Here is a 16,814-nt window from a genome sequence, read left to right as displayed (position 1 = left end):
TATTATACATGCATAATTTGGCTTTGTATTATCTCTATATGTCATTTTAAACAATTAAATAATTGATTTTGAAATCAAATGTCGCGAATTCAGATAATAAGTGCAACGCTCGGTCATGTTAGATGGAAGGACGGTTAGCTACTGATAAGCTATCCTGCTCTTCCGACCAAAGATGAGCGAGTAAGTATGAAGTATCAGCAACTAACCGAAGGACAACGATACCAGATATCGATACTGCGTGAGGATAATTTATCCTGCCATGAGATAGGTATCCGTATCGGTGTAAGCAAGTCCACGGTCTCCCGTGAACTGAGGCGTAACACTTCAGATACTGGTTATAACCCACAACAGGCACACCAGAAGTGCTGTGATAGGCGGCTGTCATCTGCCAAAAGGACAATTCCTCAGCAGACCATAGATTTCGTGATATTTGCTCTGGAGTGGAAGTGGAGTCCTGAGCAAATAAGTGCAATTGGCAGCATTATTGGTCTTAGCGTCAGCCATGAATGGATTTACCAGTATATCTATGCGGATAAGCGTAGCGGTGGCGAGTTGTACAGGCATCTTAGGCAGGGCAAACGGCGATATCGTAAGGGCTACGGGCAGAAACGAGGGCGCATCCCTGATGCGGTATCCATTGAGCTACGGCCGTCAGTCGTCGATGACCGTAGCCGTCTGGGGGACTGGGAGGCCGATTTGGTGCAGGGTAAACAGGGCACTGGTGCTATCGTGACACTGGCAGAACGCAAAAGCCGTATTTACCTGACAAAAAAGGTGTTTTCAAAGGATGCGGTGGAAGTCAGTAAGGCCATTATCTCACTGCTGAGTGAGTATCAGGATGTATGTCACACAATAACGTTCGATAACGGTCTAGAGTTTAGTGAGCACAAGGCGATAGCAGAAGCACTGAACGCAGATACGTACTTTGCCCATCCGTATGCCTCGCATGAGCGTGGGCTGAACGAGAATACGAATGGGTTGTTAAGACAGTTTATCCCGAAAGGAACAGACCTGCGGACAGTGACAGAAGAAGACTTACAACGCTATCAGGGAGCGTTGAACAGCAGGCCACGCAAGTGTCTGGGGTTCAGACAACCTTCGGTGGTGTTTGCGGAGCTAAGAAAGGCGGCTTAGCGTTGCACTTCGGACTTGAATCCGCCAGGCTTTTTTCGCATAATTGTACTGATTAAAAATCGGTTGGCTAAACGAATAGCACGTAAGTAATAAGGCACATTCATCCTAAAAATAATGGAACATTCGAGAAGAAAAGGGTAAAGACGCTTATCATACGCTCCCTCAATAATCCATCTATCAGTACTTAAAATCATTTCAATCTGAGATTTAATGAATTCTTCTGAGTTTTTACGGTATTCATTTCCTGTCATATCCCAATAAATAGCATCAAATTCATACACTGGCAAAGAGAGTTCTTTTGCTAATTGAGTTGCTACCGTTGTTTTTCCTGCCCCTGAAGGGCCAATAATACAAATTTTCATTTTTTAAATATTCGGTTTTTTGATAAAAAATTGCCACTGGATGAGCTGAAAATAAAAGTCAGTCATTAAGCCTATTATTGGTGATAAATTGCCATGTTTATCAATCATGTAGATAACAATTCATATCAATAATATTTTAGAAAATCATAGCTAGAGCTCATTTTTCAACCCAATGAAGATTATATTCGATTAATTAATCATCATAACTAATAACGCAGTTATGAGATTTTTTGAGACGTTATCTCTCCCGTTCAACGGATAAAATCAATCATTAATTTTCGAAACGTCTCTTTGACTCCTTCTTTCTAACTTTGCTATAGCCTCCCAGGGGTTAAGTACCCGATCTACACTAGCGATTGTTGATTCCCGATGAGCAATTATGATTCTAGTTATTTTTAATGATGAGATAGATTGATTGATATAAGCTTCATTTTTTAAATCTAAATGACTTGTCGCCTCATCTAAAAATAATATGCTCGGTTGTTTATATAATGCTCTAGCTATCATTAGTCTTTGCTTTTGTCCTCCAGATAAACTACCACCTAATTCGCTTAACATCGTTTCATATCCCATCGGCATTTTCATGATTTCTTCATGTATATTAGATAAAATAGCGCATTCAACTATTCTTTTATCATCTTTAACACTCTCAAAACTGGATATGTTTTCTGCTATAGTGCCAGAAAATAGCTTATCATCTTGCAAAACACATGCTATTCTGTCTCTATAATTATTTAATCCTATCGTATCTACATTTATATCGTTTATATAAATATTTCCACTTGTAGGGCTTAGCAATCCAGACATAACCTTCATTAAAGTTGTTTTCCCCATACCGGAAGGGCCTACAATGGCCACACTCTCACCAGCCTTTACAGAAAAACTTAAATTAGAGAAAATTTCCATTGAGTGAACATCATACTTAAATGATATCTTATCAATGCGGATATCCATGCTTTTATTGGGTAAAATCAACGCGTTTTTGGGCTGGTAATTTTCAGTATCTGTAAAAATTACATCTGATACTCTATCACAGTGAAGAGTTAGCATCTTTATTTCCAATAGCATATTTATTAAGTTCGCAGCTCTCTCTGAAAACTGACTTCGATAAATATTAAAAGCAACAAACATCCCTAATGATATTAAGTTATCCATTACCATTAGTGAACCAATCCATAAGATAATGATATGATCTATAGATGATATTAGTGAGTTCGCCCCATAAAAAAACATGCTTAGTTTTGTATTTTTAATATTCGAATTAATGGCTTCAATATTTAAGTTTAACCAATTCTTTGATCTGGATAGACTTAGACCTAATGATTTTATAGAGGCAATACCATAAATTGTCTCTGTAAAATGGGAATTCGCTTCTGCACTCTTAACAATATATTCTTCAGCGTATCTAATATATTTATTATACATTAAAACTCTTAGTGAAATGTATAATAGGGTAAATCCCATAACAATTAAGACTAGCTTTGAGCCATACAAGGTCATCATTATAAAAAGCCCTATGACCATTACTCCATCAACTATTCCATTAATAATATTGTTTATTAGAGTATTACGTAGTGAATCTAATGATTCTAATCGTGACTGGATATCCCCAACTTTTCTTTTTTCGAAAAAGTCAAGGGGCAATTTCATTAAGTAATCAAAAAAGCTTATTTTCCATTGAACATTGACCAATGTATCTATAAATAAAGAAACCCATGCCCGAACAAATCTCAACGCAGCATTGAGTAATGTGAAAACAAACAAACCAAGTATCACTAGTGCCAGTAGGCTATAGTCACTAGATATTACAACATGGTCCATGATTAACTGGGTTCCTATAGGAAATGCAATATTTAGTCCCTCAATTAAAAATGATAAGCACAATACTTTTAATAGTGATGAAGGAAAGTTCGTTATGTTGTTTAACAATGTCCTTATATTTAACCTGGAAATCTTTTTTACTTTCTTAAAGTTACTGTCAGGCCACACTTCCATGGCTACACCGGAAAAACTATTTGAAAACTCATTAATATTGATTGTTCTTTTACCTATCGCTGGATCTTGAATAATGAATTTGTTATTCCTAATTGCGATTAATACAACAAAATGATTCATATTCCAATGCAGTATACAGGGTTTCTTCATTAAGTTTAATTCATCAATATCAATTGATAATGCTCTTGTTTTTAAATTTAAATTTATCAAAGCTTCAATTAAGCTTTGAAGTGTTGCTCCTTGAGATGAAATCCCAAATTCTCTTCTTAGATTAACCAAATCTATTTCCATTCCATAGTATCTGCAGATCATGGCTATACAGGCCAAGCCACACTCTGATGATTCAGATTGAATAATATTAGGTATTCTTCGTTTGAATTTAAGATCTAATCTATCTAAAACAAAATTAATATCTACCATGCTATTTACCTTCAGAAACGCTAGAGTCATAATACGATGATGTCACCCATTGATAAAGAGGCCGTTTTTCTAAAAATAATATAGCTTCAGCCTTTAAACCGTTGGATAAATACAATTTTTTATTTTTATATTTTATGCTTTGATTATCTAATTCAACTATTACTTTGTAAAAAGATGTATTAAAAGAGCTTTGTAAATTTACTGGTGAGCTGGAATATAATAACATTTCATTTTTTGAAATGGGTAATTTTGATATCATAGATATACTTCCTGAAAACTGTCCAAATTTTTGGTAAGGAAAAGATTCATAGCGTATTTTTATTTTGTCCTTTACATTTAAATAGGGGACGCTACTACTTGGAACCCATAAAATCAATTGATACCCTGATTCATCGCTTCTAATTATTTTTATGATATTTTCTCCAGGGTCAATAAGCTGCCCCTCATTAACATTTAAAGTATCAATAAAACCATCAATTGGTGACAGAATAAATAAAGTATTATTTGCATTTGCTTCAGATAACTGCTTTTGAAGATCTATTTTTTGAGATTCATACTTATATATTTGAGTATCAAAATCAGCCATCTTTATCTTTAAGTCATTTTCTAAGTTTGATATCATTAAAGAGTCTTGATTTATTTGGTTTCTTATACCCTGATAAGCCACTTGCTGCTGATAAAATATGTTACTTTGATTTGTTAATTGTTCTTTATTAATCATTCCTTTTTTCAAATAAATCCTATAATTATCTAAACTCAATTTAGCTTCATTGAGACTTTTTAAAATAGCGAGTTCCATGTCTTTATTTTGAATATTAGACTTCTTATATAAATTTATTTGTGTTTCTATATTCTTTTTTGTCATTTCTTTGCTATCTATTGTCTTTTTAATTATATCATCAATTTTTTCCACTTGATAATTAATGGAGTTAACTGTGTTAACACCTAGATTCCCATTTTTTGTTACCTTGCTAATATCTAGTTGATATATTTTTTGTCCTTTTTTTACATAATCACCGACATTAACAAATTTTTTAATAACAATACTTTGTTGCGTTACGGATATATTTACAGGTTGTTTCTTTGATATTACCTCACCAATAACCGTTTCTTTCCTAGTAATATCTAGGAACAAAAACATAAATAATGCTATAGAAATAAAAAAAACTGATATTACAATATAAAATAACAATGGGATTTTTGAGATAATTAGAGCTTTACCTGTCCATCGACTTTTTTTATACTCTAATGCTTCTTCTCTAAATATACCATTCATAATCACCCTCTATTTAAAATAGAGCGACTGATATAGCCGCTCTATTAGTATTTAATACTTAATAACTAATACTTAGTAAGTAACGTTAAAAGTACTACCATTGTTACCAATAGCATTAAAATTATAGGAATCTTTAATGACAGTGGTGGTTACTGTTACCCCTTTTACCACTGGAGTTGGGGCTGGAGCTGGAACAGAGGGTTGAACACTAACTTTTGGTGTAGTTGTAACAGGTGGCTTGCAGAGATTAAAAGTGCCGCCAGATACTAATTTAACTTCTTTCAATGTTAATTCTTTCATGATATTTCTCTCATATTGATATAAAATTAAAATTTATGATTTGTTTAGCTAAATTTTCGTCCGTTATTTAGCCACATCTCATTCTTTTTTAAATAAAGCAAGTTAAGTAGCTGCTTTATTTTCCTTTAGGTTTAAAACTTAATGCTTAGTACGTAATGTTAAAAATATTGTTTTTATTACCAATAGCATTAAAGTTATAAGAACCATAAATGCCAGGTACTGTTGCGTCTTTTACTACTGGAGCAGGGGCAGGAGCTTGAGCATTAGAAGTGCCACCAGATACTAATTTAACTTCTTTCAATGTTAATTCTTTCATGATATTTCTCTCATATTGATATAAAATTAAAATTTATGATTTGTTTAGCTAAATTTTAGTCCATTATTTAGCCACATCTCATTCTTTTTAAATAAAGCAAGTTGAATAGCTGCTTTATTTTCCTTTAGGTTTAAGACTTAATACTTAGTACGTAACGTTGAAGGTACTGTTATTATTACCAATAGCACTAAAGTTATAAGATCCATAAATGCCAGGTACTGTTGCGCCTTTTACTACTGGAGCAGGAGCAGGAGCTTGAGCATTAGAAGTGCCGCCAGATACTAATTTAACTTCTTTCAATGTTAATTCTTTCATGATATTTCTCTCATATTGATATAAAATTAAAATTTATGATTTGTTAGCTAAATTTTGTCCATTATTTAGCTACATCTCATTCTTTTTAAATAAAGCAAGTTGAATAGTTGCTTTATTTTACTTAGGTTTAAAACGTGATACTGATAGAGTTAACAGTGCTACCAGAAGCATCAATATTATAGGACCAACTAATTTTACTCGTTGATATTGAAGAGCCTGTTACTTTTGGCACTGAAACACTTACTGATGGCACTGTAGTAGCCGAAACAGTAGGTTGAGTTATAGGTTGAACATTACTAATAGATGGTTTGCAGATATTAAAAGTACCACCAGAAACTAACTTAACTTCTTTTAGTGTTAATACTTTCATAAAATCCTCTCATATTATTTGTAAAGTTAAAATGAAATATGAATCTTTAATACTTTAAAAACTCATTTTCTGCTTAGTTAAATTTTAATGCACAATTTAACCGCGTTAATAATTAAATAAGTGAATCATTGCTGGAATAAGAAAAATCTTAATAGGTATAAACACTTATTCTATCAATCGATTGTTTTTTATATGTTTTTATTCATTAAATTTAGTATACATATGAAAGATATAATTATTTTTATAATAAATAATCTTTCGATATTTATTATATTACTCGAATTTTCATTTTCATATTAATGATTAAATAAATGATTGATTGTTTATATATAGTTATATTATATCAAAATCAGCATATAGCTAGAAAATAAACGGATACATTAAGTGAATAATTACGATATGTAATTTTTGATATTTCGGATGGGGTTATAGTTTACTGCGCTTCAAAAAAACTGTCTTTCACATAGGTGTGTATTATGGAAAGCTATTATTTTTCTTGATGTTATTATTCTATCAAGAAAGTAGGGGGGTAATGACTCGCGTTGTAAAAAAGAATATTACTTAATGTGTTGCCTTTCCTATAATTCCAATTTAAAAATGTCACTTTCAATATAAAAAATTTTTTTTATATATTAAATTGGAATAAAACAGTAACAAAGGATAGTTTGTACGACTAGTAATATTAAATAAAAAATGAAGCTACCCCTTGTTTCTTCGATTAGTTTTACAACTCGCTATTTTTAATACAGTGCTTGAAATTGCTTTTGTGATCATGCTGCCATTGCTCTAGTTCTTATGGTTCAGTTTATTTAGCGTGATTATCATGTGCTAAAGCGCTGTTGTTTCCGAGAAATAGAAAAGCCTCTGATGAGAGGCTTATTTTCGCCTTAAAAATTAGAAACTCTCGAGTTTTCAAGTGAAAGGTATGGCATTCAAAATTAATGATATGCACTTAAAATTAAGCGGGCACTCGCAGTTAAAAATAGCTATTTCCCGCTTTTCTGTCAGAGCTGAGTCTATGACTTTTGGCTCTTTTAAGGCATCAAGGGTAAATTTTGCGTCAAAAAGCACTGAGATATAACTCTCTAATGTTCTATGATATTTAATCACATCCTCAACAAACCAAGAAGTGGCGCATAACAGACATACAGACAAATTCACTGTTTTCATTTTTCATAAATGATGAGGACTTTGCCGTACACATCGAGTATTCGACAGAAAAATAAAGATAGTTCTAATTCGAATATGTAAAGCGACATTGACAAAATTATTTTCTCTGGCGGTGCCAAGTATTCTTAACCATATAGTCAAAATAACGCTCTGATTTAACATGAATAAACTGTAGCGGTTTTTTCATATTACCAAATAAAGGTATTCCATCACCTAACAGAATTGGGACAATAGTGATTATCATTTCATCAATTAAATCTTCTGCCAAACACTGTTTCGCAACAGAACCTCCGTCAATATAAAGCGTTTTAAACCCAGCGCAGTGTATTGAGCTTATTACATCTTTAATCTCGCCACGCACTAAATGAACAGCTTTCCCTATGAGTTTTACTGGTATTTCTCTGATTGAGTTCGACAAGACAAACACTGGTTTATCATATGGCCACTCTCCATCAAAACCACATACAGTTTCAAAAGTCGTTCGACCCATAACAACAGCATCAATTCTTTGCATAAAATCCGAAAAGCCCATATCGTTTTGACCTGGGTTAGGGATAGAGAATAACCAATCTAATTGGTTATTTGCATCTGCTATATAACCATCTAGGCTCGTTGCAATATAAATGATGTTACGATGCATATAGTAGCTTCCTGAAAAATAAAATAGTTAAATCAGTGAAAGTTTTTCTATTTGTCAGTATCTCATTTTTTAGCATTACATCAATGCGAATGGATCCATAATGTCACAATAGAGCACTTAAAGAACCACATAGAAGATGTATTATTGAAATCTCAGGCTTGTTTAGTAGTATTATGACTAATGTCGCTTTTCTTATGTCAAGCCCACTCGTTAATAAAGCTAAAATGATAGTTATTTTTTATAAACAAACCATTCCGTTATCTCGATTGATTTCGCTTTACATTCATAACTATTTGTTTAAGCTGTGATATCTTATTAACTCACTATGGTCATATCAGCTATGCGTGTTCGGTGTTCATCCCGATTACTGATTATTAATTCGTCTAGACAAGTATTACTATTTCGCTTTGTTCATACGAACGATGCTTTAGCTGGCAGATCATACTGGGCAACGCCAGGTGGTGGTGTTGAGCATGGTGAATCTTTTGAACAAGCGGCTATCAGAGAGCTGAAAGAAGAAACCGGCATTATCAGGGATAATATTGGAAAATGTGTTTCACAAAGAACTTTTGAAATGACACTTCCCAGTGGCGAAACGGTGCTAGCAAAAGAGCGCTTTTTTATCGTCTTTTCCAATGAAGAAGAGATCCACACTAATGGATGGTCTAATAACGAAAAATCTGTTATTAGTCGCTACTATTGGTGGGAGTTAGATGAACTAACCCGGAGCAACGAAATAATATATCCTAATGATATTACAACGTTAATCTCTAATAATTTTGATAATTGACAGCTAATATTTAATTTGTTCGCCCCTGTATGGCTTTCAGCATACCATCACCATACAGTGGTAGATTAGAGAGCGTGAAAGCTGTCATCTGTAGATCAATGTAATTTATTCATCTTTATCATATCAAAAAAGTAAAGCTCTTCGCTTTGTAAACATTTAATTCTGCATTTCTTAACATGGTTAAACTACGAGATAATTAAGAAGGAAAATAAGGAGATAATGATGCAGAAGTTGATCATCCAAGTAGGGGTGTTAGTGTCGTTAGCCGTAATAAGTAATGGGTATGCCTCAAATCATGAATTAAGCACTGAATCAAAAAATTTCTATGAATCCTGCCTAAATATGAGTGAAGATTTGGTCTTTAACGGAAGTTATCAATATCTCTGCGAGTTTAAAGGCCAAAAAATTGCACAGATTTATACAACGTACAAAGCTAATCTATATCGTCAAGAGCGACTTAAAAACCAGTTGCCTAAAAATAATGTTGAGTATCAGACTGAAAATGTCGAGGTAATTTACAAGTGGTTACCACCTAATAAACTCAGATTAACGATAACTTATGATAACGGTATTGAGCAGTACATATATTATTTTATCGAAAACAAAGACAGCACAATTGTTTTCCATGAAATAAATACCGGCTACTAGTACTAAAGTAGCCGCAAGTAAATCTTCAACAAGGCAGGTGGTGTCGAACTGCAGTCAAGCTAGTCTGGACATACAGACGAAGAACGTACACTTCACATGTAGACAAAATTTGGTCTAAAAAATCGATTAACAAACAGTGTGTGAATATTGTGTATATTTTTTGATTTAATTTCGTTACTTTTACCTCACATTTTTCTGCCCATAATAATTTGACTTATGAAGAAAAAGAGCTTAACTTGTGAACCCATTCCATTAAGCATCATCCCTTTTTTATTGCATCTAATTTAAGATAAATTGAACAACAAAGTCATAAGGATATCGGATAGGTCTTAGTATGCATATTATTATAGCAGCAATTTCAGCATTAGCTGCGCTTGTATGGGCGCTACATTCATTACAAAACTCAGGTGTAGACCTTAATTCCTTTAATCCATTTACTTGGGCCCGACGGAGAAAGTGGCAAAAACAATATGGGGTAAAACCAATCTATAATTTGTCGACGGCAACGGAAGCCGCTGCGGTCATTATTGTTGGTGCATTGAAGCAGGAAGGTGAAATATCCCGTGAACAAAAACAAACGGTTATTAACCTGTTTATAGAGAATTTTAATCTAGAAACTCAAGATGCGGTGGATTTGTTTTCTTCATCATCACACCTTGTACATAATGAAATAAACTTTGATCAAAGTATCCCTCATATACTGAAATTAAGTATTACTCAGTTTACGCCCGCAATGGTTGAGACATTCCTATCATTATTGGAGAAAGTCATCATGTTAGAGGGTGAGCCGACAAAAGGGCAAATAAATATAATTGAAAATGTGCGGAACGAATTTAAAAGAATGAAGAAAAAGAGTTTAGGCTGGAAAAATTAGTTCTTTCATTTAAAGAAGGGCGCTGAGCATTGAGTAACATGAGAAGTTTATAGTTATGCTGAATGGCATTACACCCTGTCAGTAAACATGAAAGAACAAGTAAAATGCTACAGTGCCTTCCTACTTTGCATCCCCCCGATAATGCAGGAAAGAGTATCGATGAGAAGACCTTATCGGTATTCAGACAAATTTATTTTGTGACGAATAATAAATAATCAAAACATTAGGGAAAGCAAAACATGTATTCATGAGGCTATCTAAACGGTTTCATTTGTTGAAGGATAAATAAACAGAATTATTTACAAACGCTTATTTTGTGATATTTATTGAAATAGGAATATTGACTGCAACTTCATACTCTAAGCGATTGACGGTAGTTGCTTTAAGTTGCAATAACTTAGAATGATATTTTCACAGGAGTAAAGTTACCATAAACCGTCCATAAAATTTTTGGGCTTCCCGTTTATACTCCCTTATCATGAAAAACCACACATTGAATACATAGCGAATTTTAGTTCCATTGAGCAATTAAACCTATATCGTTATGGAATGTTCATTATTAAATGGTTTAATTGGCTTTATTTCTTTCAAATTAAGATTGCTTTTAAAAAAGTAATCATCAATTAATAGCTAATATTCAACGAATAATTTTTTTTGACCTTTTAATTTGTAAAATAAGAAAAATACACAATAATAATAAGTAACCACCAAAAATATTTTTATATATGCTAATTGATGAGCGTATAGTGTATATGATATAAAATTTTATTTTCCAAAATCATTAACTCTATAGTTTTGGATTGATTAATGTTTTTTATTTAAAGAGGCTATATCGATAATTTTTAATTTAAACACATGGTAATGAAATATCTTACGCTAAAAATAATGTAACTAAATAAGAGGTGTTATATGGTTAATTTACCTATTGGTACAATTATACTTTTTTATGGAAGCTCTATACCGAATGGATGGTTGTTATGCGATGGGAATAATAACACACCTAATCTTATAGATAGATTTGTTTTAGGTGGTAAATTAGATGATTGTAATTTATCTAATTCACGTGAATTATCAGGAAATCAAACTACTAAACAAATTATGGTTGATACATCAACTTCTACTGTTAGCATTACTGGGAATACAGGTGATACATCTCTAACTGTGGAGCAGATCCCGTCACACACCCACGACCTTGGTTTAAGCCTGTCACAATCTGCAGTTTCAAAATATTCAATTAATAATGAAATTACCGCTAATGGATATTGGCAAATTTATTGTAGCAAAGATAATGGACGTGTTTGGTACACTGACTCCGGACATACCGGCTCTGGAAAATCACACTCTCATAAGCTCAGTTTAACTTCAGGAGAGCATGAGCATAATGTAAATGTCATTCCGCCTTACACTATTATGGCCTATATTATTTATGTTGGTGGTGCAAAATAATATTTATATGAAAAGTCACTTTAAATTTTTAATGTGATACGCCAGTAAGATAATGACGTCTTCAATCTAAAATAACAAAAAGGGGTTTTTATGGGTAGGGGAAAATATTTCTTATATACCATTTTTGTTTTTAATTCTTTATTCTCTTATACATCTCTTGCGTCTAATGGTGTGTGTGACATAAAGCAAATAAAAGAATTTAACTTTAACAAACCACTTGAAAATTTCAAATATGGATACCTAAGTGTCAATAACCAATCAGTAATAGGTTGTAGATTTATAGTTACTGATAAAATATCTAATACAGAAAATATCGTTTATTATACTGATAATGATTCAAATGTAGTATGTAGTTTTGTTAGTGATATTTTCTTTTCTTCAACACAATCAGGTATTATTACTGCCTGTAATGAGTCTTATAGTGCAAATGCTAAGTTAAGTCTGATGGCTATTGAAGTAAACACCAAGTAATAGTCAATAAAAATCAATTATTAATTTTTAGTTTTCTTAATATCCGTCTCTAAAATTACAAGGACGTATTTTATTATTGATTTGGTATATAAAACCGCTTCATAAATTTAAATTTAAAATTGCCTTATTGGGGGTGAGTGTGGATAAAAAAACACCAAGTATATTCTTAAAAAAATTTAACACTCTAGCATCTATAATATTTATGATTTTTGTTTATATCAATAGTGCTAGCGCAGATTGTCCATCCTGGGAGACTCAGTATTATCAATTAAGCGTCATTGCTAATAATAACTCCGTTATTACAGTGCGGCATCGAGGCGATTTTACAACAAATATTCCCGAAAATAGCCTTGGGGCTTTCGAAAGGTCTTATCAGAATTGCCGGGCAGCAATAGAAACGGATGTGAGATTGACAAAGGATAATGAACTTGTGGTTTTTCATGATATTAATATAGGTAAAATGTTAGAGAAAGACTACGACCCGTTACTGAATACAGGACCAAATCCAGAACTTAAAAGTTTAACATTAGATGAACTGCAACAAAAAAAACTACTCACGATTACACGTGAAAAAACAAATTATACAGTACCTACAGTTGATGAAATGCTGCATAATTATCTCGATAAAAATGGACAATCACTCATTTATCTAGAAGTTAAAGATGCGGCAGCAATAACTCCAACAGCAATGGCTATTTATAGAGTATCTTTACGAGAACCTTCTCTGGTAAAAAGAGTCATTGTTAAATTTAATATGGCTGAATATCCAACACCGAATGATTGGTTCGCTATGTTAAATGAAAACAATATTAAAGAAGAAATAATGGCCAATCCTGTTATCAGTCCTATAGCCGCAAAACGAATCAATGAGGGACCGAAAATTGACCCAATCAATGGAGCGGATTATCGTGATAATGCAAGTAGAGCCGTAGCATTGTGGTCAAATGCAAAAGAAACTATAGTGCCTAATATCGAAGTTGTAATCAAAGACTCAACTGATTTTAAATCCGTAATTGAAAAAGATAGTATTTATCAAGGTAAATACATTGCTCCTGCAAATCTAGACATATCAAATACAAATGAAGCTACAATGGCTAGAATGGTTGCTATTATTAAGTTTTATAAGAAGCCATTAGGTGCTTTTGTCCCCGTTCCTGACTATATTCTCTGGCGTCCTGGCGTCATAACCGGCATTACGGTTCCCAATGTTATACCGGATACTGTTGGCAACATTAATATTATAAAAGCATATTTTCAAAATAACTCAGCCTGCTGTTATGATTTAGCAGACAGGTTAGGTGTTTTTGATGTTTTTCCCGGAGTTGTTATTCGTGAAAATTATGATTATAGACATATATTAGACTGGAATCGTTCTATTGGTGTCAATATGATCACTGCTGATGATACTGATACTATAGATGAATATTATGCTAAAAATCAGGTGCTAGATAGAGTTGCTATGCCAATTCTAATTCCACCCACAAAAAATATGCATTCAACGCTGTCTTGGGATTTTCACCCTGAATTTAATGTCAGTAAATCTACTGTTGTTAACATAAAAGCGTGGAATGGAGAGTCTTCAGTGTGGTGGGGAGGGCAAACTTGCCTATATACAGACTCTTCAACTCATGAAGAGAAATATGCATGGGTATATCAATGTGGTAATTTTAATGCGGAAAATGCAGGTTATAGTGATAGTTTGATCACAAAGGTAGTTGATTCGCCTCGCTATGGCAGCTTAATACAAATATATTCAGCTCAATATTCTCCTATTTCAGACACACCACATTGCTTACAAATAAGTGGTTTTTACAACGATGCAAGTTGGGGAACTGATTGCGACCCAGAAAATAAAGCCACATTATTTAAACAGGATATGAAAGGTCATTTACAAGCAATGTACTACGTTGATAATCCGCTATCACCAAATCAACCAAATGAATATTTGTATTTATTTAACCACTCAATTTACTATGATTTGTTTTATGGGAAAATACGTACAACTCAACAATTAGATGAAAATAATTGGAACAAATGGCTAATCGAACTTGCACCAAGTAATAATTAATTTGTGCTTAAGCTGCTCTGGTAGTTACCGGTTATTTATACTGGTACCTGCCAGATTATTCTGTCGTGCGTCAGTGATTCAAAAGGCACTGTGGTAATCAGCGATTTGTCGCTAAACTGATACCCCGTATAAAGTCTATAAAACCTTGCCTATATAGATTAGATGCTCGTTTTTACACATTGAGGCACTTCAATCATTGGTTAATTATTTGATATAGAGATAGCATGGCAGCACCAAGCGAGGCACTCTCTGAACCTATTGATGAATGAACTACTTTAACCATAGGTCTTTCCGGATCAAGACGATACTGCAACCAATCCGTGATATCTTCTGCAAAGCGAGAAGTTATCTCTTTCGGCATTGCTCCGCCAATTATGATAAGTTGTGGGTCTAACCATTGAAGGCATCCTAAAACAGTGTCTTCAAGTTGTTTTAATGACCGTTGATACCAAGTCTCTATAACTATATCTTTTTTCTTTATAAGACCAAGCAATTCCTTTTCATCGTAACCCGCAGCACTGAGAGTGCCGAGCAAATCTTTATAAGATGGCCGATGGGTTCCAGTAGGAAAGGCCATACCAACTTCGCCAGCATTTCTAAAGCCGCCCGTCAGTAATTTATGATCTGCAATAATCCCTGCACCTATACCATATCCTAGTTCTAATACGGTTAAGTCTCGGTATTGATTCCACTGACCTGAGTACAATTCTCCAATAGCAGCAGCATTAGCGTTATTCTCAACCCAAGTCGGCCAAGGGAGGTTAGCCTGAAATTCAGCTTGCAGATCGGCATCGCGCCAGCTTTTTAGCCAAGTAACGCATTGTCTTTTTTTTCCATCTGATTTCACGAAGCCGGGTACAGCATATCCTACGCCAAGGATCCTGGCATGTTGAAGCTTCAATTTTTTTAGCGTGCTATTAACCATTTTCTTAATTTGGTCAAGAGTGGCTATGAGAGGTTGGTTTTCTAGATGTACTTCTGATGTGCTGAAAATTTTTTTTCCACAAAAATCAACAAGCGCAAGATCAATAAAACCAGAACTAAAGGAGACGCCAATTGAGCAAGCTCCTCCGGGATTTAGTTTTAGAGGAAGAGAAGGTTGGCCTCTTTGTCCAATATTCTTCTCACCTTCAACAATTAACCCAGAAAAAATGAGCTCACGACATTGTTGTGTTATCGCGCCAGGTGTTAAGTTGGATAATTTAGCTAACTCGGCCCGGGAAATCGGTCCGTACCTGCGAATTAATTCCAGTAGTAACCGTTGAGTTGGCTTTAGGTCCAATACTTCTGGTTTATCTGTCATTGACAACTTCCGATACTATAAATTAATTCCATTGTAGCCCTGCATCCTCAATTAAAGATTGTAAATACGGAATATCATCATGACTGAGAATGTCAATAAGGCCTTCTTGAAGCCATTCAATGATTTCAGCACGACAGTCACAGCCAAATTTAAGTAGATATTGCTCTAAAGGGGCGATGCCGTTTTTATTTTCATGCAAGTACAGCCGTACACCCAACCCCGCCGCCTTATATGCTCTCAAATCGTCGATATGTGTATACTCATATTCCACACAAACACAACTTGCATTTGAGGCAGAAACGGCAGCTAATTGGTCATTGTATCGCTCAATAGTGACAACCTGCAATGCTAATTGCGGTATCTTTTCTTTTACTTTGTTGATTAATACGTGATTAAATCCAAGTAATTGAATGTGTGATATCGCATTCGGAACTGAACTTAAGACGTCGACTAGATGTTCAATAAATTCATCAACTCTACGCCGCTGCTTAACTTCAACAATCAATCCAACCTGATTGGCCACAGCCCATTTTATAACATCTTTCAGTAGCGGTATTTTTGTGCCTTCAAACTTGTTATTAAATTTTACGCCGAAATCATACCGAGACAGTTGTGTGTACGTCATCTCCTCAACAAAACCCGTTCCTGTTGAGACTCTATCTATACGATGGTCATGAGTAACCACGATTTGATTATCTACGGTTAAGTGAATATCTATCTCAATGCAATGTGTACCAGCTTCCAATGCACCAATGAATGCAGGCATGGTGTTTTCAGGGTATTTGCTGGCATACCCTCGGTGACTGTTTGCTAAAACAACACCTTCTTTTGCTCTATGAAATTCAAAATCCATGATAAAACCCTCAATTTATTTTCGATTAAGTTTATCATTTAAATTTAATATGTAAAATAACAT

The 16,814-nt window shown here is 33.9% G+C and carries 17 protein-coding genes; 7 read left to right on the top strand and 10 right to left on the bottom strand.

Annotation, left to right across the window (positions count from 1 at the left end):
• The first annotated feature begins 186 nt into the window (after window positions 1-186).
• On the top strand, window positions 187-1,134 hold the full coding sequence (locus M1E93_RS10110) for an IS30 family transposase (RefSeq protein WP_140035165.1): 948 nt from the start codon (window positions 187-189) through the stop codon (window positions 1,132-1,134).
• On the opposite strand, the gene M1E93_RS10105 is transcribed toward M1E93_RS10110, so the two are convergent.
• The 8 genes from M1E93_RS10105 to M1E93_RS10070 form a co-directional block, all read right to left on the bottom strand.
• Window positions 1,131-1,496: an AAA family ATPase gene (locus tag M1E93_RS10105; RefSeq protein ID WP_426206859.1), complete on the bottom strand. Its 366-nt coding sequence runs from the start codon at window positions 1,494-1,496 to the stop codon at window positions 1,131-1,133. The two genes, M1E93_RS10110 and M1E93_RS10105, sit on opposite strands and share 4 nt — an antisense overlap.
• Before the next feature lie 264 nt (window positions 1,497-1,760).
• A complete protein-coding gene (locus tag M1E93_RS10100; RefSeq protein ID WP_426206858.1) occupies window positions 1,761-3,911 on the bottom strand; it encodes a peptidase domain-containing ABC transporter in 2,151 nt (716 codons plus the stop codon).
• 1 nt (window position 3,912) lies between these two features.
• The gene (locus M1E93_RS10095; protein WP_237683270.1) at window positions 3,913-5,187 is read right to left on the bottom strand and encodes an HlyD family secretion protein; all 1,275 of its coding nucleotides are present in this window, start codon (window positions 5,185-5,187) and stop codon (window positions 3,913-3,915) included.
• A gap of 72 nt (window positions 5,188-5,259) precedes the next feature.
• The gene (locus M1E93_RS10090; RefSeq protein ID WP_014656024.1) at window positions 5,260-5,487 is read right to left on the bottom strand and encodes a hypothetical protein; all 228 of its coding nucleotides are present in this window, start codon (window positions 5,485-5,487) and stop codon (window positions 5,260-5,262) included.
• Window positions 5,488-5,632: 145 nt separating this feature from the next.
• Window positions 5,633-5,803, bottom strand: coding sequence for a hypothetical protein (locus M1E93_RS10085; RefSeq protein ID WP_004920027.1), 171 nt, complete (start codon window positions 5,801-5,803; stop codon window positions 5,633-5,635).
• A 144-nt stretch (window positions 5,804-5,947) separates the two neighbouring features.
• Window positions 5,948-6,118, bottom strand: a complete 171-nt coding sequence (locus M1E93_RS10080; protein WP_164456934.1) for a hypothetical protein — start codon at window positions 6,116-6,118, stop codon at window positions 5,948-5,950.
• Between the two features lie 127 nt (window positions 6,119-6,245).
• Window positions 6,246-6,488: a hypothetical protein gene (locus M1E93_RS10075; RefSeq protein WP_004920016.1), complete on the bottom strand. Its 243-nt coding sequence runs from the start codon at window positions 6,486-6,488 to the stop codon at window positions 6,246-6,248.
• A 1,267-nt stretch (window positions 6,489-7,755) separates the two neighbouring features.
• Window positions 7,756-8,298 carry a dihydrofolate reductase family protein gene (locus M1E93_RS10070; RefSeq protein ID WP_004920011.1) on the bottom strand — a complete coding sequence of 181 codons (543 nt, stop codon included), beginning with the start codon at window positions 8,296-8,298 and terminating at the stop codon, window positions 7,756-7,758.
• A gap of 340 nt (window positions 8,299-8,638) precedes the next feature.
• Here M1E93_RS10070 and M1E93_RS10065 point away from each other — a divergent pair, with 340 nt between their 5' ends.
• From M1E93_RS10065 to M1E93_RS10040, 6 genes are all read left to right on the top strand, one after another.
• Complete coding sequence (locus M1E93_RS10065; protein WP_102780529.1) at window positions 8,639-9,088, top strand: NUDIX hydrolase; 450 nt, start codon at window positions 8,639-8,641, stop codon at window positions 9,086-9,088.
• Window positions 9,089-9,310: 222 nt separating this feature from the next.
• Entirely contained in the window at window positions 9,311-9,736 is a 426-nt protein-coding gene (locus tag M1E93_RS10060; RefSeq protein WP_231405848.1) for a hypothetical protein, read from the top strand.
• Window positions 9,737-10,070: 334 nt separating this feature from the next.
• A complete protein-coding gene (locus tag M1E93_RS10055; RefSeq protein WP_004920003.1) occupies window positions 10,071-10,610 on the top strand; it encodes a hypothetical protein in 540 nt (179 codons plus the stop codon).
• Window positions 10,611-11,519: 909 nt separating this feature from the next.
• Complete coding sequence (locus tag M1E93_RS10050; protein WP_102780530.1) at window positions 11,520-12,056, top strand: tail fiber protein; 537 nt, start codon at window positions 11,520-11,522, stop codon at window positions 12,054-12,056.
• A 90-nt stretch (window positions 12,057-12,146) separates the two neighbouring features.
• Window positions 12,147-12,527 carry a hypothetical protein gene (locus M1E93_RS10045; protein ID WP_104873498.1) on the top strand — a complete coding sequence of 127 codons (381 nt, stop codon included), beginning with the start codon at window positions 12,147-12,149 and terminating at the stop codon, window positions 12,525-12,527.
• 139 nt (window positions 12,528-12,666) lie between these two features.
• Window positions 12,667-14,595 carry a glycerophosphodiester phosphodiesterase family protein gene (locus tag M1E93_RS10040; RefSeq protein WP_158660884.1) on the top strand — a complete coding sequence of 643 codons (1,929 nt, stop codon included), beginning with the start codon at window positions 12,667-12,669 and terminating at the stop codon, window positions 14,593-14,595.
• Between the two features lie 193 nt (window positions 14,596-14,788).
• Here the strand turns inward: M1E93_RS10040 and M1E93_RS10035 are convergent, their stop codons facing one another.
• The gene (locus tag M1E93_RS10035) at window positions 14,789-15,898 is read right to left on the bottom strand and encodes an ROK family transcriptional regulator (RefSeq protein WP_004919995.1); all 1,110 of its coding nucleotides are present in this window, start codon (window positions 15,896-15,898) and stop codon (window positions 14,789-14,791) included.
• 22 nt (window positions 15,899-15,920) lie between these two features.
• Window positions 15,921-16,751 carry a glycerophosphodiester phosphodiesterase gene (locus tag M1E93_RS10030; RefSeq protein WP_004919992.1) on the bottom strand — a complete coding sequence of 277 codons (831 nt, stop codon included), beginning with the start codon at window positions 16,749-16,751 and terminating at the stop codon, window positions 15,921-15,923.
• Between the last annotated feature and the right edge of the window lie 63 nt (window positions 16,752-16,814).

The sequence above is a fragment of the Providencia sp. PROV272 genome, assembly GCF_049901975.1.
In the GTDB taxonomy this organism is placed as follows: Bacteria; Pseudomonadota; Gammaproteobacteria; order Enterobacterales; family Enterobacteriaceae; genus Providencia; species Providencia stuartii.
This window is presented reverse-complemented; position numbering and strand designations above follow the sequence as displayed.